This is a genomic window from Roseibium sp. ROS1 (assembly GCF_054658215.1).
Window position 1 is genome coordinate 20,648 of the sequence record NZ_BAAGIG010000001.1, and the last position, 16,150, is coordinate 36,797.

The window sequence follows — 16,150 nt, forward strand, 5'->3', positions numbered from 1 at the left end:
CGGCCGGATCAGGCTCTACCTATCGGCCGCATCTTCGACAGCTTGGCGCTGATCTTCGCGACTTCCTCCCCCATGATGGCGAGTACCGATTGCAGGTGCTCGCCGGTCATGCGCGCCATGATGCTGGAAACGCTGATTGACGCAAAAGGTGTGCCGGCACTGTCGCGGATTGCCATGGCGACGGTCCTGACGCCAACGTCCGACACCCTGTCGATGTAGCCGGTCTCTCTTGCCAGGTCGACCATTTCACGGATTTTCGTGACGCCACCGGAGAACTCCTTGAGGTCGCCGGTGTTTCTGTCAAGGATCGCTTCGGCTTTTGCAGGCGGAAGGGCGGCAAGGACAGCCATGCCACCGGCGCCCAGCCCGATCGGGCGATGAACCCCGACGTCCAGAACAAACGCCTTCACGGGAAACGCGCCGCTTTCCCGGGCAATGCAGGTCATCTTGTCACCGACGACACGATTGAGGAAAACGGTGTCGCCCGTTACCTCGACCAGACGTTCGAGTTCCGGTTTGCAAACATCTTGCAGGTCATAGGCTGGGAAGACCAGCAGACCCAGTTCGTAAATTCTGGAGCCGAGGAAAAAGCGGCGGTTTTCCGCATCCTGGTCGACGAAGCCATGTTCGATAAGCGCCTGCAGCACTCGTCGGGCAGTCGGCCGGGTCAGGCCGGACTTTGCGAGTATGTCCGCGAAGGGAACACCGTCGGGATGCCCACCCGCGACAAGATCGAGCAGCATCGCTGCGCGGTCGATGCTTTGTGTTCCTGCAGTCATCCTCGTAAGTCTCTATAATCGTATGTGTTTAATATCTAATTCGACCGAATGTCCTAGTAGAGTGGTATTGCATGAGGGCACACGGGTCCATTGAAATGAAGGGCATTCGGGAATTTATTGGCATGGCTAAAGGCCTCGTTTCCGGATCCGATGTTGCCACTGTGTCTCCAAGTCGGAATGGGGTGACCTGGAAGCCTGTTGAACGGCTGGAGATGTGGGCTGAAGTCCGATCCGGACGCGGGTTGGCGGAGTGCTTCTCAGGTCAGTTGACCTGCAATCCGGTCCAGAAGGTCTTGCGCACGTTTTTCGTAAGTCACGGCGTTTTGGGTTCGTGCAATCCTGATTGCACGGCGAAGTGCAGATGAAGCGTTTCGGGTTCGTCCGGTCTGAACCGAGAGCAAGGCCCAAAGGCGATGGAGCTCCGCTTCGTGCCAGCGTTCGCCGGTACGTCTGATGATCTTGAACGCCGACGCAAGTGCCTTCAGCCCTTCGACCGGGTTACCGCAGCGGCTGGTCGCTTCTGCGTAGAGTGCCAATCCGTAAGGACGGGTCAGCGTCACGTTCATTGCCGCCTGTGCGTTCAGACCTTCGTGAATTTGCTGAAGGCCGGAAGCGTTCCCAAGCACGACCTGCGCCCACCCGGCCAGCAGGTCGCCATAGGGGCGCCAGAATGGAATTGCGGCTGCTTCGCAGGTTTCGATCAGGCCCGTCGCCCGTTCCAGCACACGCACCGGGTCTTCACGTTCACGAGCGATCAGAGCTCCTGCCCAAAGCATCTGCGCTCGACCGAAAGGCTGCTCCAATGTGTCCGTCAACGTCATGCCTTCGGCATAAAGGCGTTCGGCACGTTCGCCTTGGCCGAGCAACTGATGAACGCAAGCGGCATACTGGCGGCAGACGATGCCGGGGTCCTCGCCGAACAGAACCGATGCCTCTGCGCCGTGGTTCGTGTCGTAGGCGCTGCAAACAGCGTTGATATGAGGCAGACAGGCGGCAAGATCACCACGGAAGAACCGTGTTTGCCCGACAGCATTGTGGGCCACCATTGCATAGAGCGCTGGTGCATCCTCTGCCAGGTCATCGAGACCCTTGGCAAGTTCGTCGGCGGCTGCAAGGTCTGCCTTGGTCAGGTGGTGGTTCCAGAGCCCCGCAAGTGCGGGCACAATTGTCGTCGGGTCATTGGTTCGGCCTGCAAGTGTCGCGGCGCGTTCGTAAACGTCCCGAAGTTCGTCTGTGGTGAAGTGATCCCCGACGATAAGTGCTGCTCCCAAGCCCAGTAGCGTGCGGCATTCCGCCGTGTGCGTTTCGGGGTCAGGCTCGCAGGCGGCAAAGGAGACAAGCGCCTGCCGGAACTGGGCGGCTGCATCGGTGATTGCGCCGCGTTCCAGCGCGGTCAGGCCCGCAAGCCCTCGATGGACGGCAGCACGTTTCCAATCGGCGGCACGCTCGAAATGATCGGCTAGTGTGGACGCGATTTCGCCAGTGCGGGATTTGAACGCGGTTTCAAGCCGGCTGCCGATGCGTTCGTGAAGTCCTTGCCGATTTGCGGCCGGAATAGCGTCGTAAAGGGCCTCCTGATAAAGCGCGTGCCGGAAGACGTAGCGTGTTGCCTGCGTCCCGTCCGGCCAGGCCATGACACCGGCCCGTTGAATAAAGCGCCTGACGCTTGCAAGGCGGTCGAGAACCGCTTCGCCTTTTTCCACCTCGAGCCGTTCATCGCTCAACATGGCTGCGGAAAATCGAATTCCGGCAACGCTGGCAATGTCGAGTAACTGCCGCTCATATGGGTCCAGCCGGCCGATTTCGCCCGCGATGAATTTTCCGGCTCCGCGTGAGATTGCCGAAACGATTTCAGTGATGTCCTGCTCGGGTGCTTGCCGATTTTCGGAACTCTCCAGGACCCCGTCCCGATGCCACTGGTCGATGATCGCATCGACCAGGATGGCATGCCCTTCCGTTCTTCGCCTCAACTGGCCGGCAAGGGAGGCAGGCAGTCTGTGGTCCGGAAAGCGTCGCTTGAGAAGGTCCGCCACGGCTGTTTCGTCGAGGCCGTCCAGCGTGATCGGGCTAAAGTCCTGAACACGTTGAAGGTAATGCAATGTCGTTTGAAGATCTCCGGACTTGTCCAGTTCATCAAACCTGTAGGTTCCAACCACAAGGGTTCTGGCAGGAGCGCGGCGTTGAGCCCAGGAAAGAAGCCATGCCAGCGTGCTCTGATCGGCCCAGTGCAGGTCTTCCAGAATGATGACACCGGGCTGCTGCTGAGAGAGACGCTCCATGAGTGCGGTCAGCTCCCGCAACATTGAGTCCGGGTGCGTGTCCGTCAATCTTGTGGGCAGGGGAGCGGGCTCCCGGCCAGAACGAAGCTGAGGCAGCAGGTCTCGCCACGACGGTGCGACATCCTCAAGGAGTCGTAGGACCCGTTTTCGTGAGGCACCTTCGGCAAGCTGTGTCACGATCTCGATCAGTGGGCCATAGGGTTCCCGGGCACCTGGATGGGGAATGCACTGCCCCCGGGCAGACCAGAAGTCTGCCGTGCGTGGCAGCGTGGCGGCGAACGTCTCCACCAGCCTTGATTTGCCCGATCCGGCTTCCCCTGCGACAAGGCTCACAATGCGCTTGCCAGCGCGCACTGCCGCTGCGCAGTCCGCAAGGGACTGCAGTTCCGTGGTTCGGCCCACGCAAAGAGGGGCTGTTCCGGTGGTCTCCGTTCCGGAGTTCAGAACCGTGATCTCGCCTACAAGGCGGTAGCCCTGCCTGCCGACCGTTTCGATGAACCCGGGTGTTTCGGCGCTGTCCCCCAGCAAGCGTCTAAGCTCGCGGATACACTGCTTTGGACCGGTCTCGCGTCCATGCTGCTGTCCCCAGATCAGATGTCTCAGTTCTTGCTGGCTGACGACCTCTCCCTCGCGGGCGTGCAGCTCGACCAGCACGGCGAGAGTCTTGGGGCGCAAACGAACGACTTCCCCGTCACGCAGCAGTTCACCGCGAGAAACATCAAGTTCGACTTTTTGCACTGGGACGCAGATTCCGATGTTCAGGTGAGGCACGAGGACCGTGCCCCGATGAAGAATTACACTGATTGACGAACTACTTATACCATTTTTGCACCGTTGCCGACTTTGTTTGCCATCCTGATTTCCCTACCACCAGTCCTCATGGAGACGCGCCCCTGCGGCATGCCCCGCCGCAAGCGCGATCTCCCGTCTGCAACCGGAAAAGAGGACAGCCCAGTTTGACAAGATCGGTCACAACAGGCCCGGTGACAGCACGGGCCGTGCAATTGCTTGCGGTCCTGCTGGTGTCGGTATGCAGCGTTAACCCCGTCGCAGCGACAGTAACATGTGTTGAAGATTTTGACCGGGGTGTGACTTCCGAGGCAGCGGGTGTCAGGCCCGGCACGCCGCTCTCCGCAGCACTCTCGCAAAAGCTGGATGATGCGGTGCTGGCCGCGCTTCCGCTTGCCGAAACGCCGGGCGTCATTGTTGGTGTCCAAACACCAGACGGCACATGGAAAAAAGGGTACGGCGTTGCCGACCCGGCAACGGGAGCTCCGATGGAGCCGGGCATGCACACGCGCATCGGGTCCGTGACCAAGACCTTTACCGGAACAATGCTGTTGCAGCTTGCAGAGGCCGGACGGCTTTCTCTCGATGACACGATCGATGCCTATGTCGAGGGAATTCCCAACGGAGACAGAACCACGCTGCGCCAGCTTGCGGACATGACCAGCGGTGTGGCGAGCTACACCGCTTCCGAACGGTTTGTGGAGTTGTTTCTCGATCAACCCGGTGTCGCGTTTTCGCCCGAGGACCTTTTGACCTTTGCCGTCGAAAATTCGCCGCTCTTCGAGCCGGGAACGCGATACGATTATTCCAACACGAACACGATCCTCCTTGGCATGGTCATTGAAAAGACCACCGCGCAGCCTTTCGAGACGTCTTTGCGGAAGATGATCCTGGAGCCTCTCGGACTGGAAAAAACAGTCTGGCCGGGAAGCAGGACGGAACTACCGGAGCCCTACGCGCAGGGTGTTACCCTTCAGGGGTACGATGCGACGCCTGAGACACCTCTTGTTGCCACACACTGGAACCCGGCTTCACTCTGGACGGCGGGGGAGCTGATTTCCAACCTCGACGATCTGCTCGTCTATGGCCGAGCCCTTGGGTCCGGCCAAGGGCTTCTCGGCACCGAGATGCAGCAAGCGCGGCTGCGATCCTTCCGTCCGCCTGATGGGTACGGCCTGGCGCTTCGGTGCAACGGAGAGTGGGTCGGCCACACGGGCGAAGTGCCCGGATACACAACGGTCGTTTTCCATAGCCCGCGGACCGACACGACCCTTGTTGTCCAGGCGAACAGCGACATGCCTTCCGGTGACTGCGAGGAGGCAAAGGAGGCTCAGGACGCCGACGAAGCTTCGGGTCTGTCCTGCTCGCTGCCTGCCATGCGCATTTTTAACGCCGTCGCTCCGTTACTCGGCGAAACGGCTCCCCAGAACACCGCTGAATAAGAACGGAGCCGTCCGTGACAAGACAGGTGCTGCCTCCCCCGGCAACAAAAACCCTGCGCGGTGCTGCCGCTGCTAATTCCAAATCTGCCTTTCGGCTTCGGGCTGCTTCGGTTCTGGCCGTCTCTTTCGTGGCCGCGGTGTTTTCTCATTCTGCACCGGCTCAAACGCTTGATCAGGCCGTCGCCGGGCAAACCGTCATTATCGAACGGTTCACGCCGCCTACAAGGCCGGGCACGGTCGACATCACTGTGCAGGATCAGCGCAAGCGTGTTTCAGAACAAGATGCCGAGAGGGTACGCTTCACCCTCCGCTCGGTATCGATTGCCGGCGCTCATTCGGTTTCGAACACCGATCTGTCGGCCATCTGGCAGGGCAAGATCGGCAAGGACATGTCTCTTGCGGATCTCTACCGGATCGCCGAGGCGGTTGATGCCGCCTATCTGAGAGCCGGCTATTTTTCGATGACCGTCGTTCCGGTGCAGGACTTTGCGTCCGGTGCGGTCACGCTCCGGGTCTACGAAGGCTATGTTGAAACCGTCGAGATCACCAGTTCCATCCCGCGCATCAGGGAGCGACTGGCGCCCTATATCAACCGCCTGACCTCCATGCGGCCCATTCGGATCAAGGAAGCGGAACGTGTCCTGCTGCTGATGAGCGATCTTGCCGGTCTGCAGATAGAAGGAACAATTGTGCGCCCGGAAACGCCCACAGGTGGCGGTACGCTGAAGCTCGCGGTTGATTTCAGCCGATACAGCGCCGGCGTCGGTCTCGATAACCTTGGAACAGATACGGTCGGTCCGCTGGAACTTTCCGGAAATGCCACGGTCAACGACATCTTCGGGTTGTTCGAAACGACAAGCCTGGTTGGGGTGACCGTTCCGGACGCGCCCGAGGAAATGGTGCTGCTGCAGGCTTCGCAGTCGGTTCCAATCGGGTTCAACGGGCTCTCCGCGGGCTATGACCTAACCTATGTGACACAGAAGCCCGGCGCAGACCTGAAAGAGCAGGACATCCACATCGAAACCGTTATCGGTTCGGCTCATCTCCAGTATCCGCTCATTCGCACCATCGACCAGAGCCTTTACGGCAAGGTGGAAATCAATCTTCGGAACGACCGGATCGACGTGATGGGCGCGCGGGCTGCCCGTGAACAGGCGCGTTGGGCGACGGTGTCCCTCCGGTACGACCTTGATGCAGGCCCTGCCTCATTTTCCGCTGGAGCCGAACTGGGTCAGAGCCTGAACCACAAAGGTGAAATGGAAATTGACCCGGACGACTATCGCTTTGGCCGGTTCAACTTCGGCGTCTCATACGATCTGGCGTCCATCGCTCGGCTTCAGCTGCGCACGGCCAGCCAGTATTCGCCGACACCGCTGCCCGGTGCGGTCCGGTTCGCTCTCGGCGGCGACCCCTACGGCTGGGCGTTCGATGGCGGCAGCCTCTCCGGTGACAGTGGCTTTGCGTCCGCGTTTGAAGTCAGTCACGACATCGAAACCGGATGGTCTGCGCTTCCCGGTCTCACCCTGACGGCCTTTGCCGATTATGGCGTCGTCTGGAACGTGGATGAAGCCGCCGACTTTGCCCGCGACGAACTCGGTTCAGCCGGTGTCGGTGTCAGTGGCATGGTTGCCGACCGGGTGAATTTTCAGGTTCTCACCGCCACACCCTGGCATCGGCCGGAAAACGCCGAAGATCCGGGGACCCGGGTTTTCTTCAGGCTGGGGCTGGCGCTTTGACAACACCGGAAAGTATCGCCCCGGCCGGATCGGCCGAAACCCATCTGCAATGACCTGCAGGCGCGAATAGCAAGACTGATTGAGAGGTTACACATGTCGTTCTTCCAGCTCACACGGCGCCGGTTCCTGGCGTCCGCGTCTCTCGCGGTTCTGGCAGCACCAGCCCTTGCCGAGGACCTGCCGCCATCCAGAACGGCGGGAACCGATGTTCCGCCTGGCCAGATCGACAAGGCGATCGCCGGGCTTGACGGGATCGTTGAAGACATCAAGGCACGCAGCAAGGTGCCGGGCCTAGCGGTTGCCGTCGTACACAAGGGAGAGACTGTCTACGCGAAAGGCTTCGGAAAGCGGGGCGTCGAGGGCGATCAACCGATTGACGCCGACACCGTTTTCCAGATGGCTTCCGTGTCCAAGTCGATCGGGGCAACAGTCGTTGCCCGGCAGGTCACGCGCGGCGTTGTTTCGTGGGACAGCAGGATGCGCGACCTGCTGCCATGGTTCAGCCTTGCCGATCCCGATATTACCGAACGTTTGACAGTGGGGGATCTCTACAGCCACCGTTCCGGCCTGCCGGACCATGCTGGTGACGATCTGGAAGACATCGGCTTTGACAGGCAGACGATCCTCGAACGTTTGCGTCTGCAGCCCCTGCGCGCCTTCCGCACGAGCTACGCCTACACGAATTTCGGCCTGACCGCCGGCGCCGAGGCGGTTGCCGAAGCATCCGGGGCCGAATGGGCCGACCTTTCTGACGAGGCCCTGTTTCAGCCGCTTGGCATGACCAGGACCAGTGCGCGGTTCGATGATTTCATGGCACGGGAAAACCGCGCGGTGCCGCATGCCAGAAGCGGCGACGGTTTCAAGGCGCTGTACCAGCGGCAGCCGGACGCCCAGTCGCCCGCCGGCGGGGTGAGTTCTTCCATCAACGACATGGCCAGATGGATGAAGATGGTTCTGGCCGATGGTGGGGAGCTTATTTCTCCCGAAGCCTTGCAGCCTGCAATCAGTCCGCAGAGCTTTTCCAGCCGTCCCCATACGCCTGACGAACGCGCCGGGTTCTACGGCTATGGTTTCAATGTCGGCACTGACCCGTCCGGCCGGGTAATCCTCAGCCATTCAGGTGCTTTCATCCTTGGTGCGTCGACCTATTTCCTGATGATCCCCTCGCTCGACATAGGGATCGTGGTCCTGTCGAATGCGGCTCCTGTCGGTGCCGTTGAATCCATCGGCGCATCCTTCTCCGACATGGTTCAGTTCGGGCGTGTGACCCGAGACTGGTTCTCCGGATACGAAGGCCTGTTCGCTTCCTTCTATACGCCTGCCGGTTTCACCGCCGGTGAACCTGCGCCTGCGGCTGCCGCACCTGCTCCTGCGGCTGGCTATTGCACGGGCCGTTACGGCCATCCCTACTTCGGCACGGTCGAGGTGCGAGAGGAGGACGGCGGGCTCGTCCTGCTTGCCGGTCCCCAGCCAATAAAGCTGCCGCTGCATGCCTGGGACGGGTCGATGATGGTGTTTGACATTGCGAACGAAAATGCCGTGGCGGGTTCGCGCTCGACGGTGACTTTCTCAGGCGATGGCAAGGAAGCAAGCACCCTGGAAATCGAGCTCTTCGTGCTGAACGGACCTGCGCGGTTCGAAAGGCTTGCGCAATAGAGTGAGCTGATTCTGCGACGCACATTCAAACCCCGCAGGGACATCCTGCGGGGTTTTTGCTTTCGCACACCCTCAGCACCTGATCCGCAGAGAGAACAAGCAGAAGACGTCGGGATACTTGAGAACTCCGGTGCTGAGGCTGCTTCCCGTCCGGGCAATTGGTCGCGCGATTTCAGATAGTTGCAATTGCACGTGCGTCTCCGGAAGACATTGCATACTGGAATATGCAATGCTCCGGGCCGGAGGATGGACCATGACAAAAGAACGGATGAAACTGCCGGGGAGGGGCTATGAAGAGCGGTGTTTCCAAACGTCCTGAAGAGGCAGATTCACAGCCGGAATTCGGTCCCTGGCTGCCGCAGGCGTCGATCCTGATCGTCGACGACGAGCCTGGCATGCGCAATTTTCTGGTCCGCACGCTTGAGCCTTATTGCAAACGCATCGAGCAGGCCGCCGACACGGTCGAGGCCTCGGCTCTTCTCGATACCCACCATTATGACGTGGTGATCCTCGACAATATCATGCCAGGCAAATCCGGCGTGGAATGGCTTGGCGAACAGCGGCGGATCGGGTTTTTCGCCGATGCGATCCTGATGACGGCCTATGCGGATCTGGAAACCGCGATCCAGGCCTTGCGGGCAGGTGCCGTGGATTTCATCCTCAAGCCCTTTCGGTCCAACCAGCTGCTGAACGCGGTTGCCAGATGTCTCGACCGGGTCACGCTGCTGCGGGAAAACCAGCTGTTGCGCCACCAGTTGCAGGCAACATCCGACCATCTTCTTCTGCGTGACAAGCTGATCGGACATTCGCGCCAGATCGGCGAGATCCGCGAAACGATCTCCCGCGTCGCGCCACTGCCGACATCCGTTCTGATCACGGGGGAATCCGGGACCGGAAAGGAAGTTGCTGCCAGGTCGCTTCACGATCTTTCCGATCGGGCGGACAAGCCCTTCGTTCCGGTCAATTGCGCCGCTATTCCCGGAGACATGATCGAAGCTGAATTGTTCGGGCATCTCAAAGGCGCTTTCACCGGCGCCGGGTCCAGCCGCGACGGCCTGTTCATGCATGCGCATGGCGGCACGCTGTTTCTGGACGAGATCGGCGAATTGCCCATGGCACTACAGAGCAAGTTGCTGCGGGCAATCGAAGACCGGAAAATTCGGCCGGTCGGGTCCGAGCGTGAAGTGCCTGTCGATCTGCGGTTCGTGTTTGCGACCAACGCAAATCTGGAGCAGGCCGTGGAGGAGGGCCGGTTCCGGGCGGATCTCTACTACCGGGTCAACGTGCTTCAGCTCGAAATGCCGCCGCTGCGCGAGCGTGGCGACGACATCCGTGAACTTGCCTCGCTGTTCATGCAGAAGCTGTCCGTTCAGCTTGGAATGCCGCCGGTACCGTTTACCGATGAAGTGGTCTCCGGACTGCTGGCTTATGAATGGCCGGGCAATGTTCGCGAACTGCGCAACACGATCGAACGAACCTTGATTCTTGGCCGCTTTCCGGCGGAGTTCCACAGTACGCAGAGCCTGTTGCTGCCCGGCGGAGAAACGCTGCAGGACATGGAGAAGCGTCATATCCTGATGGTGCTCGAGGAAGCCGGTGGAAACCGTGCCGAAGCGGCGCGGCGGCTCGGCATTTCGCGCAAGACCATCGACAGGAAGCTGATGGACTGGAATGGCTGAGGAGAGACGACGCCGGAAATCGGGAAGCCGCCTGTCCGTCAGAGTCAGGCTTCTGGCCATCGCCCTGTTGCCGACACTTGTGGTTCTGCCACTCTTTCTCGGCTGGGCGATGGTGCGCTGGAACGCGAAGTTCGATTCCCTGTTGATCACCAAGGTCAATGGCGACCTGACCATTGCCCATCAGTACTTTTCGAGGATCCTGGAAAATTCGGGTGAAAAGATCGATGCGCTGGGCCAGTCGGCCTCCTTTCGCGACGTTGCAGACAGTGGTGATGCTGCACTTCTGGCAGGGCTGCTGGAGCGGCGGCGTGAGGAGCTGGGTCTCGATTTTCTATATGTCGTGCGCAAGGACAGGACAGTTGAGGCGGCCTCTCCGCCAAGTGCCGTTCCGCCGGTCTCCAAGGACTGGCCGGTCATCGAACAGGCCTTTGCGGGATCTGCCGCCACAAGCGTGGATATCTTCGAAGCCGATGATCTGACGGCGATTTCTCCGGCACTAGCAGATCGGGCCCGGCTGGATCTCGTCCCGACACCCAATGCGGTGCCGACCGAAAGGGCCGCGGAAACACGTGGCATGGTGGTTCACTCCGCAAGCCCGGTCACCGTGCCGGGTGCGCCCGTGGCAGCTCTGGTCGGTGGCATCCTGCTCAACCAGAACCTCGTTTTTATCGACACGATAAACGATCTCGTCTACCGCGAGGCGAGCCTTCCCGAAGGCAGCCAGGGCACCGCGACGCTGTTTCTGGAAGATGTCCGCGTCAGCACCAATGTCCGTCTGTTCGAAGACAAGCGCGCGCTTGGGACGAGGGTGTCCGCCGCCGTTCGCCAGAAGGTGCTGGGCGAGGGGCAGGTCTGGCTGGACAGCGCCTTCGTCGTCAACGACTGGTACATCTCGGCCTATGAACCGATCGCCGACAGTTTCGGCGAGCGGGTGGGCATGCTTTATGTCGGCTTTCTGGAGACGCCGTTCCGGGAAGCCAAGCTGGCGACACTGGTCGCGCTGCTGCTGGGCTTTCTTGTCGTGACCGCTGGCAGCGTGCCGCTGTTCCTGAGGTGGGCTCGCGGTGTCTTCAAGCCACTGGAAAAGATGACGGACACCATTGCCAGCGTCGAAAAGGGAGACCTTGGCGCCCGCACGCGGTCCGAAGGCAGCGGTGACGAAATAGCGCGTGTCGCCCAGCATCTCGATCATCTGCTCGACCTGGTTCAGGAAAGCGACCGGCAGCTCAGGTCCTGGAACGAGGAGCTGAACACCCGCGTCGAGGAACGCACGCGCGACCTCAAGATGGCGAACAGGCAGCTGGAAGACACCACCAAGCAACTGATCATGTCGGAGAAGCTCGCCGCCATCGGCGAGATCACCGCCGGTGTTGCCCACGAGATCAACAATCCGATTGCGGTGATCCAGGGCAATCTGGAAGTGCTGCGCATGCTGCTCGGCGATCATGCAAAGGTTGCCAGTACGGAAATCCGCCTGATCGACGAGCAGGTGGACCGGATCAACCAGATCGTCATGAAGCTGCTGCAGTTCGCCAAGCCGGACGAATATGCAGGCTACGCCGATCGGCACGCGCCGGACGAGGTGATTTCGGACTGTCTTCCGCTGGTTCGCCATCTCTTGCGCAAGACCGATATCGAGGTTGTCCGCGAGGCCACTGCCTCCCGTCTGGTGCTGATGAACCGGACGGAACTGCAGCAGGTGCTGATCAACCTCATCGTCAATGCCATCCATGCCATGCCCGGCGGCGGCACGCTGACGATGAAAACCTGGGATATGAACAAGGAAGATGTCGCCGGAGTGTCGATCGAGATTTCGGACACCGGTGTCGGCATGAGCGCGGATGTTATCGCGCGAATATTCGACCCCTTCTACACGACGAAAAGCCGGCAGGGCACCGGATTGGGGCTTTCGATTACCCAGACGCTGGTCAGCCGTCAGGGCGGCGATATCAAGGTGGAAAGCATCGAAGGGACCGGGACCGTTTTCACAATCTGGTTGCCTGAAAGCGCTTGACGTTGCGGGTGGGCTGCCCCTGAGTTGCGCCCGGCATCTAGGCCGTTTGGGCGATCAAGGGCTTCTGGACAGATTGTCCCAAACGGCCGGAAAACAACTTTTGAATGTGGACAAAATGTCCACTCATCGTTCTTCCTGAAAATCTAACTGTCTGAAATTCAACAGAAAAGAAACTGGCCCCGAACTTGCCCTCAGCAAGGAGCTGCCGGAAGGCGCGGGACGGTGCAACCGTTCCTGCGTTGCGGACCTGAAGCGGGAGGCTTCGACAGGTGCGCGTCTGCTGGGAGCGGGGCATCCGGCTTTGTCTTGCCGGACCGGGGGAGACATGACAGGCCGGCCGCAAAGGGACCGGCACCTTCCCGGAGGAATGCCCGACAACCGTGCATGGGAGGAAAATAAGTGCATGTTTGATCGGTTGAAAAAGGAACATATCGTCGCAGAGGACGGTTTTAACCGCTGGAAGGTTCCGCCAGCATCCATCGCCATCCATCTTTGTATCGGCTCCGTCTACGCCTGGAGCATCTTCAACCCGCCTCTGATCAAACAGTTCGGGGTGGTTGCCGCAGCGCCGGAAGACTGGAGCCTGTCTTCGGTCGTCTGGATCTTTTCCGTTGCCATCGTGTTTCTCGGGCTTGCGGCCGCCTTTGGTGGCAAGTGGCTTGAGGAAGTCGGCCCTCGCATGGTCGGTGTCGTTGCCGCCATCTGCTGGGGCGGCGGATTCATCATCGGCGGCTTCGGTATCATGACGCACCAGCTCTGGCTGCTTTACCTCGGTTACGGCGTGATCGGCGGCTGCGGTCTGGGACTTGGGTACGTATCACCCGTTTCCACCTTGATCCGGTGGTTCCCGGATCGGCGCGGCATGGCCACCGGCATGGCCATCATGGGCTTTGGCGGTGGAGCGATGATCGCAACGCCGATCAAGGAATATCTGCTCGGTCTATTCTACAAGGCGCCGGAGTACCTGGGCCCTGAAGGGTCTGTTACCCTGATCACCGAAGGCGGCAAGCGCCTTGCGGAAGTCAACGGCCAGATGGTGGAAGTGGTTATCGCAGGCGCCAAGCAGGTGGCAGCAGCGCCCGTTGCCCTTCAGGAGGGGATCTATGTGGTCGGTACCGGTAACACCGGGGCTGCAGGGACCTTCTTCACGCTCGGCATCGTCTATCTGGTCGTGATGATCATCGCGGCCTTCTCCTACCGGGTTCCGCGCGAAGGCTGGCGTCCGGCCGGCTGGACACCACCAACTGCCGATGCTGCGTCCCGCAAGATGATCACCCACAACAACGTTCACATCGATCAGGCGCTCAAGACACCGCAGTTCTATCTGCTGTGGATCGTGCTCTGCTTCAACGTGACGGCGGGTATCGGCGTGATCGGCGTTGCCAAGACCATGATGACGGAAATCTTCGGCACCACGTTGCCGTTGATCGTGAATTCGGCCTTTGCGGCAACCTACGTGTTCATGATCTCGGTCTTCAACATGGTCGGACGGTTCTTCTGGGCTTCCACATCTGACTTCATAGGCCGCAAGAACACCTACCACTGCTTCTTCGTGCTCGGGATCATCCTTTACCTGTCGATCCCCTTTGCAGCAGAACAGGTGAGCGTCAATCCGGCCGTTACCTGGCTCGTGATGTTCTATGCAGCCACCATGATCATCTTCACGATGTATGGCGGCGGCTTTGCGACCATCCCGGCGTATCTCGCCGATATCTTCGGCACGAAATATGTCGGTGGTATCCATGGGCGTCTGCTGACGGCGTGGAGTACGGCAGGCGTTCTGGGGCCGCTGGCGATCACCCAGCTGCGGAACATGTCCCTGAACAATGCGATCACGGATCTTGCCGCCAAGGTGGACCCGAGTGCCTTTGCCGAGAAATTCGGTGCAGGTGTCGATCAGCTCGACCAGCTGGTGGCCGCAAAGACGGTGACTGTTGCCCGGCTTATGGAAATCGCTCCGGCCGGCACGGTGGATCCCACACCGAGCCTCTACAACACCACCATGTATGCCATGGCAGGCTTGCTCGTGATCGCTTTGATCGCGAACTCGCTGGTGAAGCCGGTGCACGACAAGCATCACATGGAAGCCGGTGCCGACGGGACCAGCCCGGTTCCGGAAGGTGCGGAGCCGGCGAAGGCCTGATCAAGGCTTCTGCCATCACGATCAACCGGCCCGGAAGCATCCGCTTCCGGGCCTTTTTTGTGTTCATATGCATCGCAAAGCTGAGGGACTGGGGGTCGGATTTCGGCCCCGTCAGGGGCGTTCCGTCAGTTTTTCGGCACGTTCATGGTGAGCGTTTTCGAGTGACCAGATGCAATGCCTGCCACGAAAAGATGTTTTCTCTCAATGGCTTGTGTTCTCTCTTGGGTTTTTATTCGGCAATGTCTTATTTGAAGTGTTGATTGAAATAAATTTCAGAAAAAGAAATAAATACCAAAACAGTTTGACGGCTTTCGGGGGCTGCCCTTATCCATGGTCTCGCTGGGATAAAAACCAGTGTTTGAAATTTCTTGCAGTGAGCTGGCCTGTTTGACAGGCTGACCTGCAAGACCGGGAGGAGCAGCGTCAGGCTCCCTGCGTTGAGAGGAACGCAGACTGGATGTCCTGACAATCTGAAATCGATCACCCATCGGGCATTCGACCGTTCGCGGTTGGCAGCCCGTTGGTCCAGGGAGGAAACCATGGGCACTTCTATCTTCAAGGGAATTCTCGCGTCGACCATGCTGTCGGCTGCAGTTCTGACCGCAGCTCCGGCCGCGGCAGACGGTTTGAAATGCGAGCCGGGCGAAACCTACATCATGAACGTGATGGTTTCCGGCCATCCCTACTGGGTGCCGGTCTATCAGGGCTTCAAGCAGGCTGCGTCCGCATTCGGCTGCGAGACGATCTTCTCCGGCACGCCGGACTATGACATCACCAAGCAGATTGCTTCCTTCGAGCAGGACATGGTCAAGCAGCCGGCTGGCGTCTTGCTGCACCCGATGCAGTCCGATCCGTTTATCGAGCCGATCGACCGGGCCGTCGACAACGGCACGCAGGTCGTGACCTTCGCGGCGGATTCTCCGAAGTCCAAGCGCAGTGCCTATATCACCTCCGACAACCTTGCCGAAGCCAAGTTTGCTGCCGAAGAAATCGTCAAGCAGGTTGGCGACAGCGCGGAATATGCGGTTCTTGAAAACCCGGGTCAGTCGAACCACGATCTGCGCGTGACCGCGCTGCTCGACTACATGGGAGAGCACTACCCGAACATGAAACTGGTCGGCCGCCAGGCGACCAACCAGGACAGCAATGCCGCCTACCGGGCAACGGCCTCTATCCTTCAGGCCAACCCGAACCTTGCCGCTCTCTGGATCCCGGAAGCAGGCTCTGCTGAAGGAGCTGTCGCAGCGGTGCTGGAAGCGGAAGCGAAGGTGCTGATCATGCATGCCGATGTGACGCCGACCACTCTTGAGCACATCAAGGCGGGCAACATCCACATGGCGCTTAATCCGAACCAGGGCATGCAGGGGTTCATGGGCTTCATGGCCGTGTTCCTCGCCGCGCACTCCGACGTGTTCGATCCGTTCAACGACTACAAGGTTTCCGGCTACAACCCGGTTCAGATCCCTTACGTCGACAACGGCTTTGCCGTGATCACCAAGGAAAACGCCGACAGCTTCGACCTCAACGCCTACATGGAAGGCCGCGACCCGAGCTGATGAACAGACCGGGGCTCCTTTGGAGCCCCGTGTGATACGGCGGGCTGCCTGCAATCAATGCAGCAGATCAGGCAGCC

At 60.0% G+C, this 16,150-nt stretch carries 9 protein-coding genes; 7 read left to right on the forward strand and 2 right to left on the reverse strand.

The window, feature by feature from the left end; all coding sequences use genetic code 11:
* Positions 1-8: 8 nt before the first annotated feature.
* Both ACYQ6M_RS00115 and ACYQ6M_RS00120 read right to left on the reverse strand, forming a co-directional pair.
* Positions 9-779 (reverse strand): IclR family transcriptional regulator, encoded by a 771-nt coding sequence (locus ACYQ6M_RS00115; RefSeq protein WP_460071455.1) that lies wholly within the window; start codon positions 777-779, stop codon positions 9-11.
* A gap of 257 nt (positions 780-1,036) precedes the next feature.
* Complete coding sequence (locus ACYQ6M_RS00120; RefSeq protein ID WP_460071457.1) at positions 1,037-3,796, reverse strand: AAA family ATPase; 2,760 nt, start codon at positions 3,794-3,796, stop codon at positions 1,037-1,039.
* Positions 3,797-4,146: 350 nt separating this feature from the next.
* Here ACYQ6M_RS00120 and ACYQ6M_RS00125 point away from each other — a divergent pair, with 350 nt between their 5' ends.
* The 7 genes from ACYQ6M_RS00125 to ACYQ6M_RS00155 all read left to right on the forward strand — a co-directional run bounded on the left by ACYQ6M_RS00125 (position 4,147) and on the right by ACYQ6M_RS00155 (position 16,073).
* Complete coding sequence (locus tag ACYQ6M_RS00125; protein WP_460071459.1) at positions 4,147-5,289, forward strand: serine hydrolase domain-containing protein; 1,143 nt, start codon at positions 4,147-4,149, stop codon at positions 5,287-5,289.
* A gap of 14 nt (positions 5,290-5,303) precedes the next feature.
* The gene (locus tag ACYQ6M_RS00130) at positions 5,304-7,025 is read left to right on the forward strand and encodes a ShlB/FhaC/HecB family hemolysin secretion/activation protein (RefSeq protein WP_460071461.1); all 1,722 of its coding nucleotides are present in this window, start codon (positions 5,304-5,306) and stop codon (positions 7,023-7,025) included.
* Positions 7,026-7,118: 93 nt separating this feature from the next.
* Positions 7,119-8,681, forward strand: coding sequence for a serine hydrolase (locus tag ACYQ6M_RS00135; protein WP_460071463.1), 1,563 nt, complete (start codon positions 7,119-7,121; stop codon positions 8,679-8,681).
* A gap of 290 nt (positions 8,682-8,971) precedes the next feature.
* Complete coding sequence (locus tag ACYQ6M_RS00140; protein WP_023003722.1) at positions 8,972-10,360, forward strand: sigma-54-dependent transcriptional regulator; 1,389 nt, start codon at positions 8,972-8,974, stop codon at positions 10,358-10,360.
* The gene (locus ACYQ6M_RS00145; protein ID WP_460071465.1) at positions 10,353-12,374 is read left to right on the forward strand and encodes a sensor histidine kinase; all 2,022 of its coding nucleotides are present in this window, start codon (positions 10,353-10,355) and stop codon (positions 12,372-12,374) included. Before ACYQ6M_RS00140 ends, ACYQ6M_RS00145 begins: the two co-directional genes overlap by 8 nt.
* 403 nt (positions 12,375-12,777) lie before the next feature.
* Positions 12,778-14,517, forward strand: a complete 1,740-nt coding sequence (locus ACYQ6M_RS00150) for an OFA family MFS transporter (protein ID WP_460071467.1) — start codon at positions 12,778-12,780, stop codon at positions 14,515-14,517.
* Positions 14,518-15,056: 539 nt separating this feature from the next.
* Complete coding sequence (locus ACYQ6M_RS00155; RefSeq protein ID WP_023003716.1) at positions 15,057-16,073, forward strand: substrate-binding domain-containing protein; 1,017 nt, start codon at positions 15,057-15,059, stop codon at positions 16,071-16,073.
* Positions 16,074-16,150: the final 77 nt, after the last annotated feature.

Excerpts from the sequence above, each read along its gene's own strand:
- ACYQ6M_RS00135 (WP_460071463.1), top strand. The coding sequence starts at position 7,119 with ATGTCGTTCTTCCAGCTCACACGGCGCCGGTTCCTGGCGTCCGCGTCT.
- ACYQ6M_RS00115 (WP_460071455.1), bottom strand. The coding sequence starts at position 779 with ATGACTGCAGGAACACAAAGCATCGACCGCGCAGCGATGCTGCTCGAT.
- ACYQ6M_RS00155 (WP_023003716.1), top strand. The coding sequence starts at position 15,057 with ATGGGCACTTCTATCTTCAAGGGAATTCTCGCGTCGACCATGCTGTCG.
- ACYQ6M_RS00140 (WP_023003722.1), top strand. The coding sequence starts at position 8,972 with ATGAAGAGCGGTGTTTCCAAACGTCCTGAAGAGGCAGATTCACAGCCG.
- ACYQ6M_RS00150 (WP_460071467.1), top strand. The coding sequence starts at position 12,778 with ATGTTTGATCGGTTGAAAAAGGAACATATCGTCGCAGAGGACGGTTTT.
- ACYQ6M_RS00145 (WP_460071465.1), top strand. The coding sequence starts at position 10,353 with ATGGCTGAGGAGAGACGACGCCGGAAATCGGGAAGCCGCCTGTCCGTC.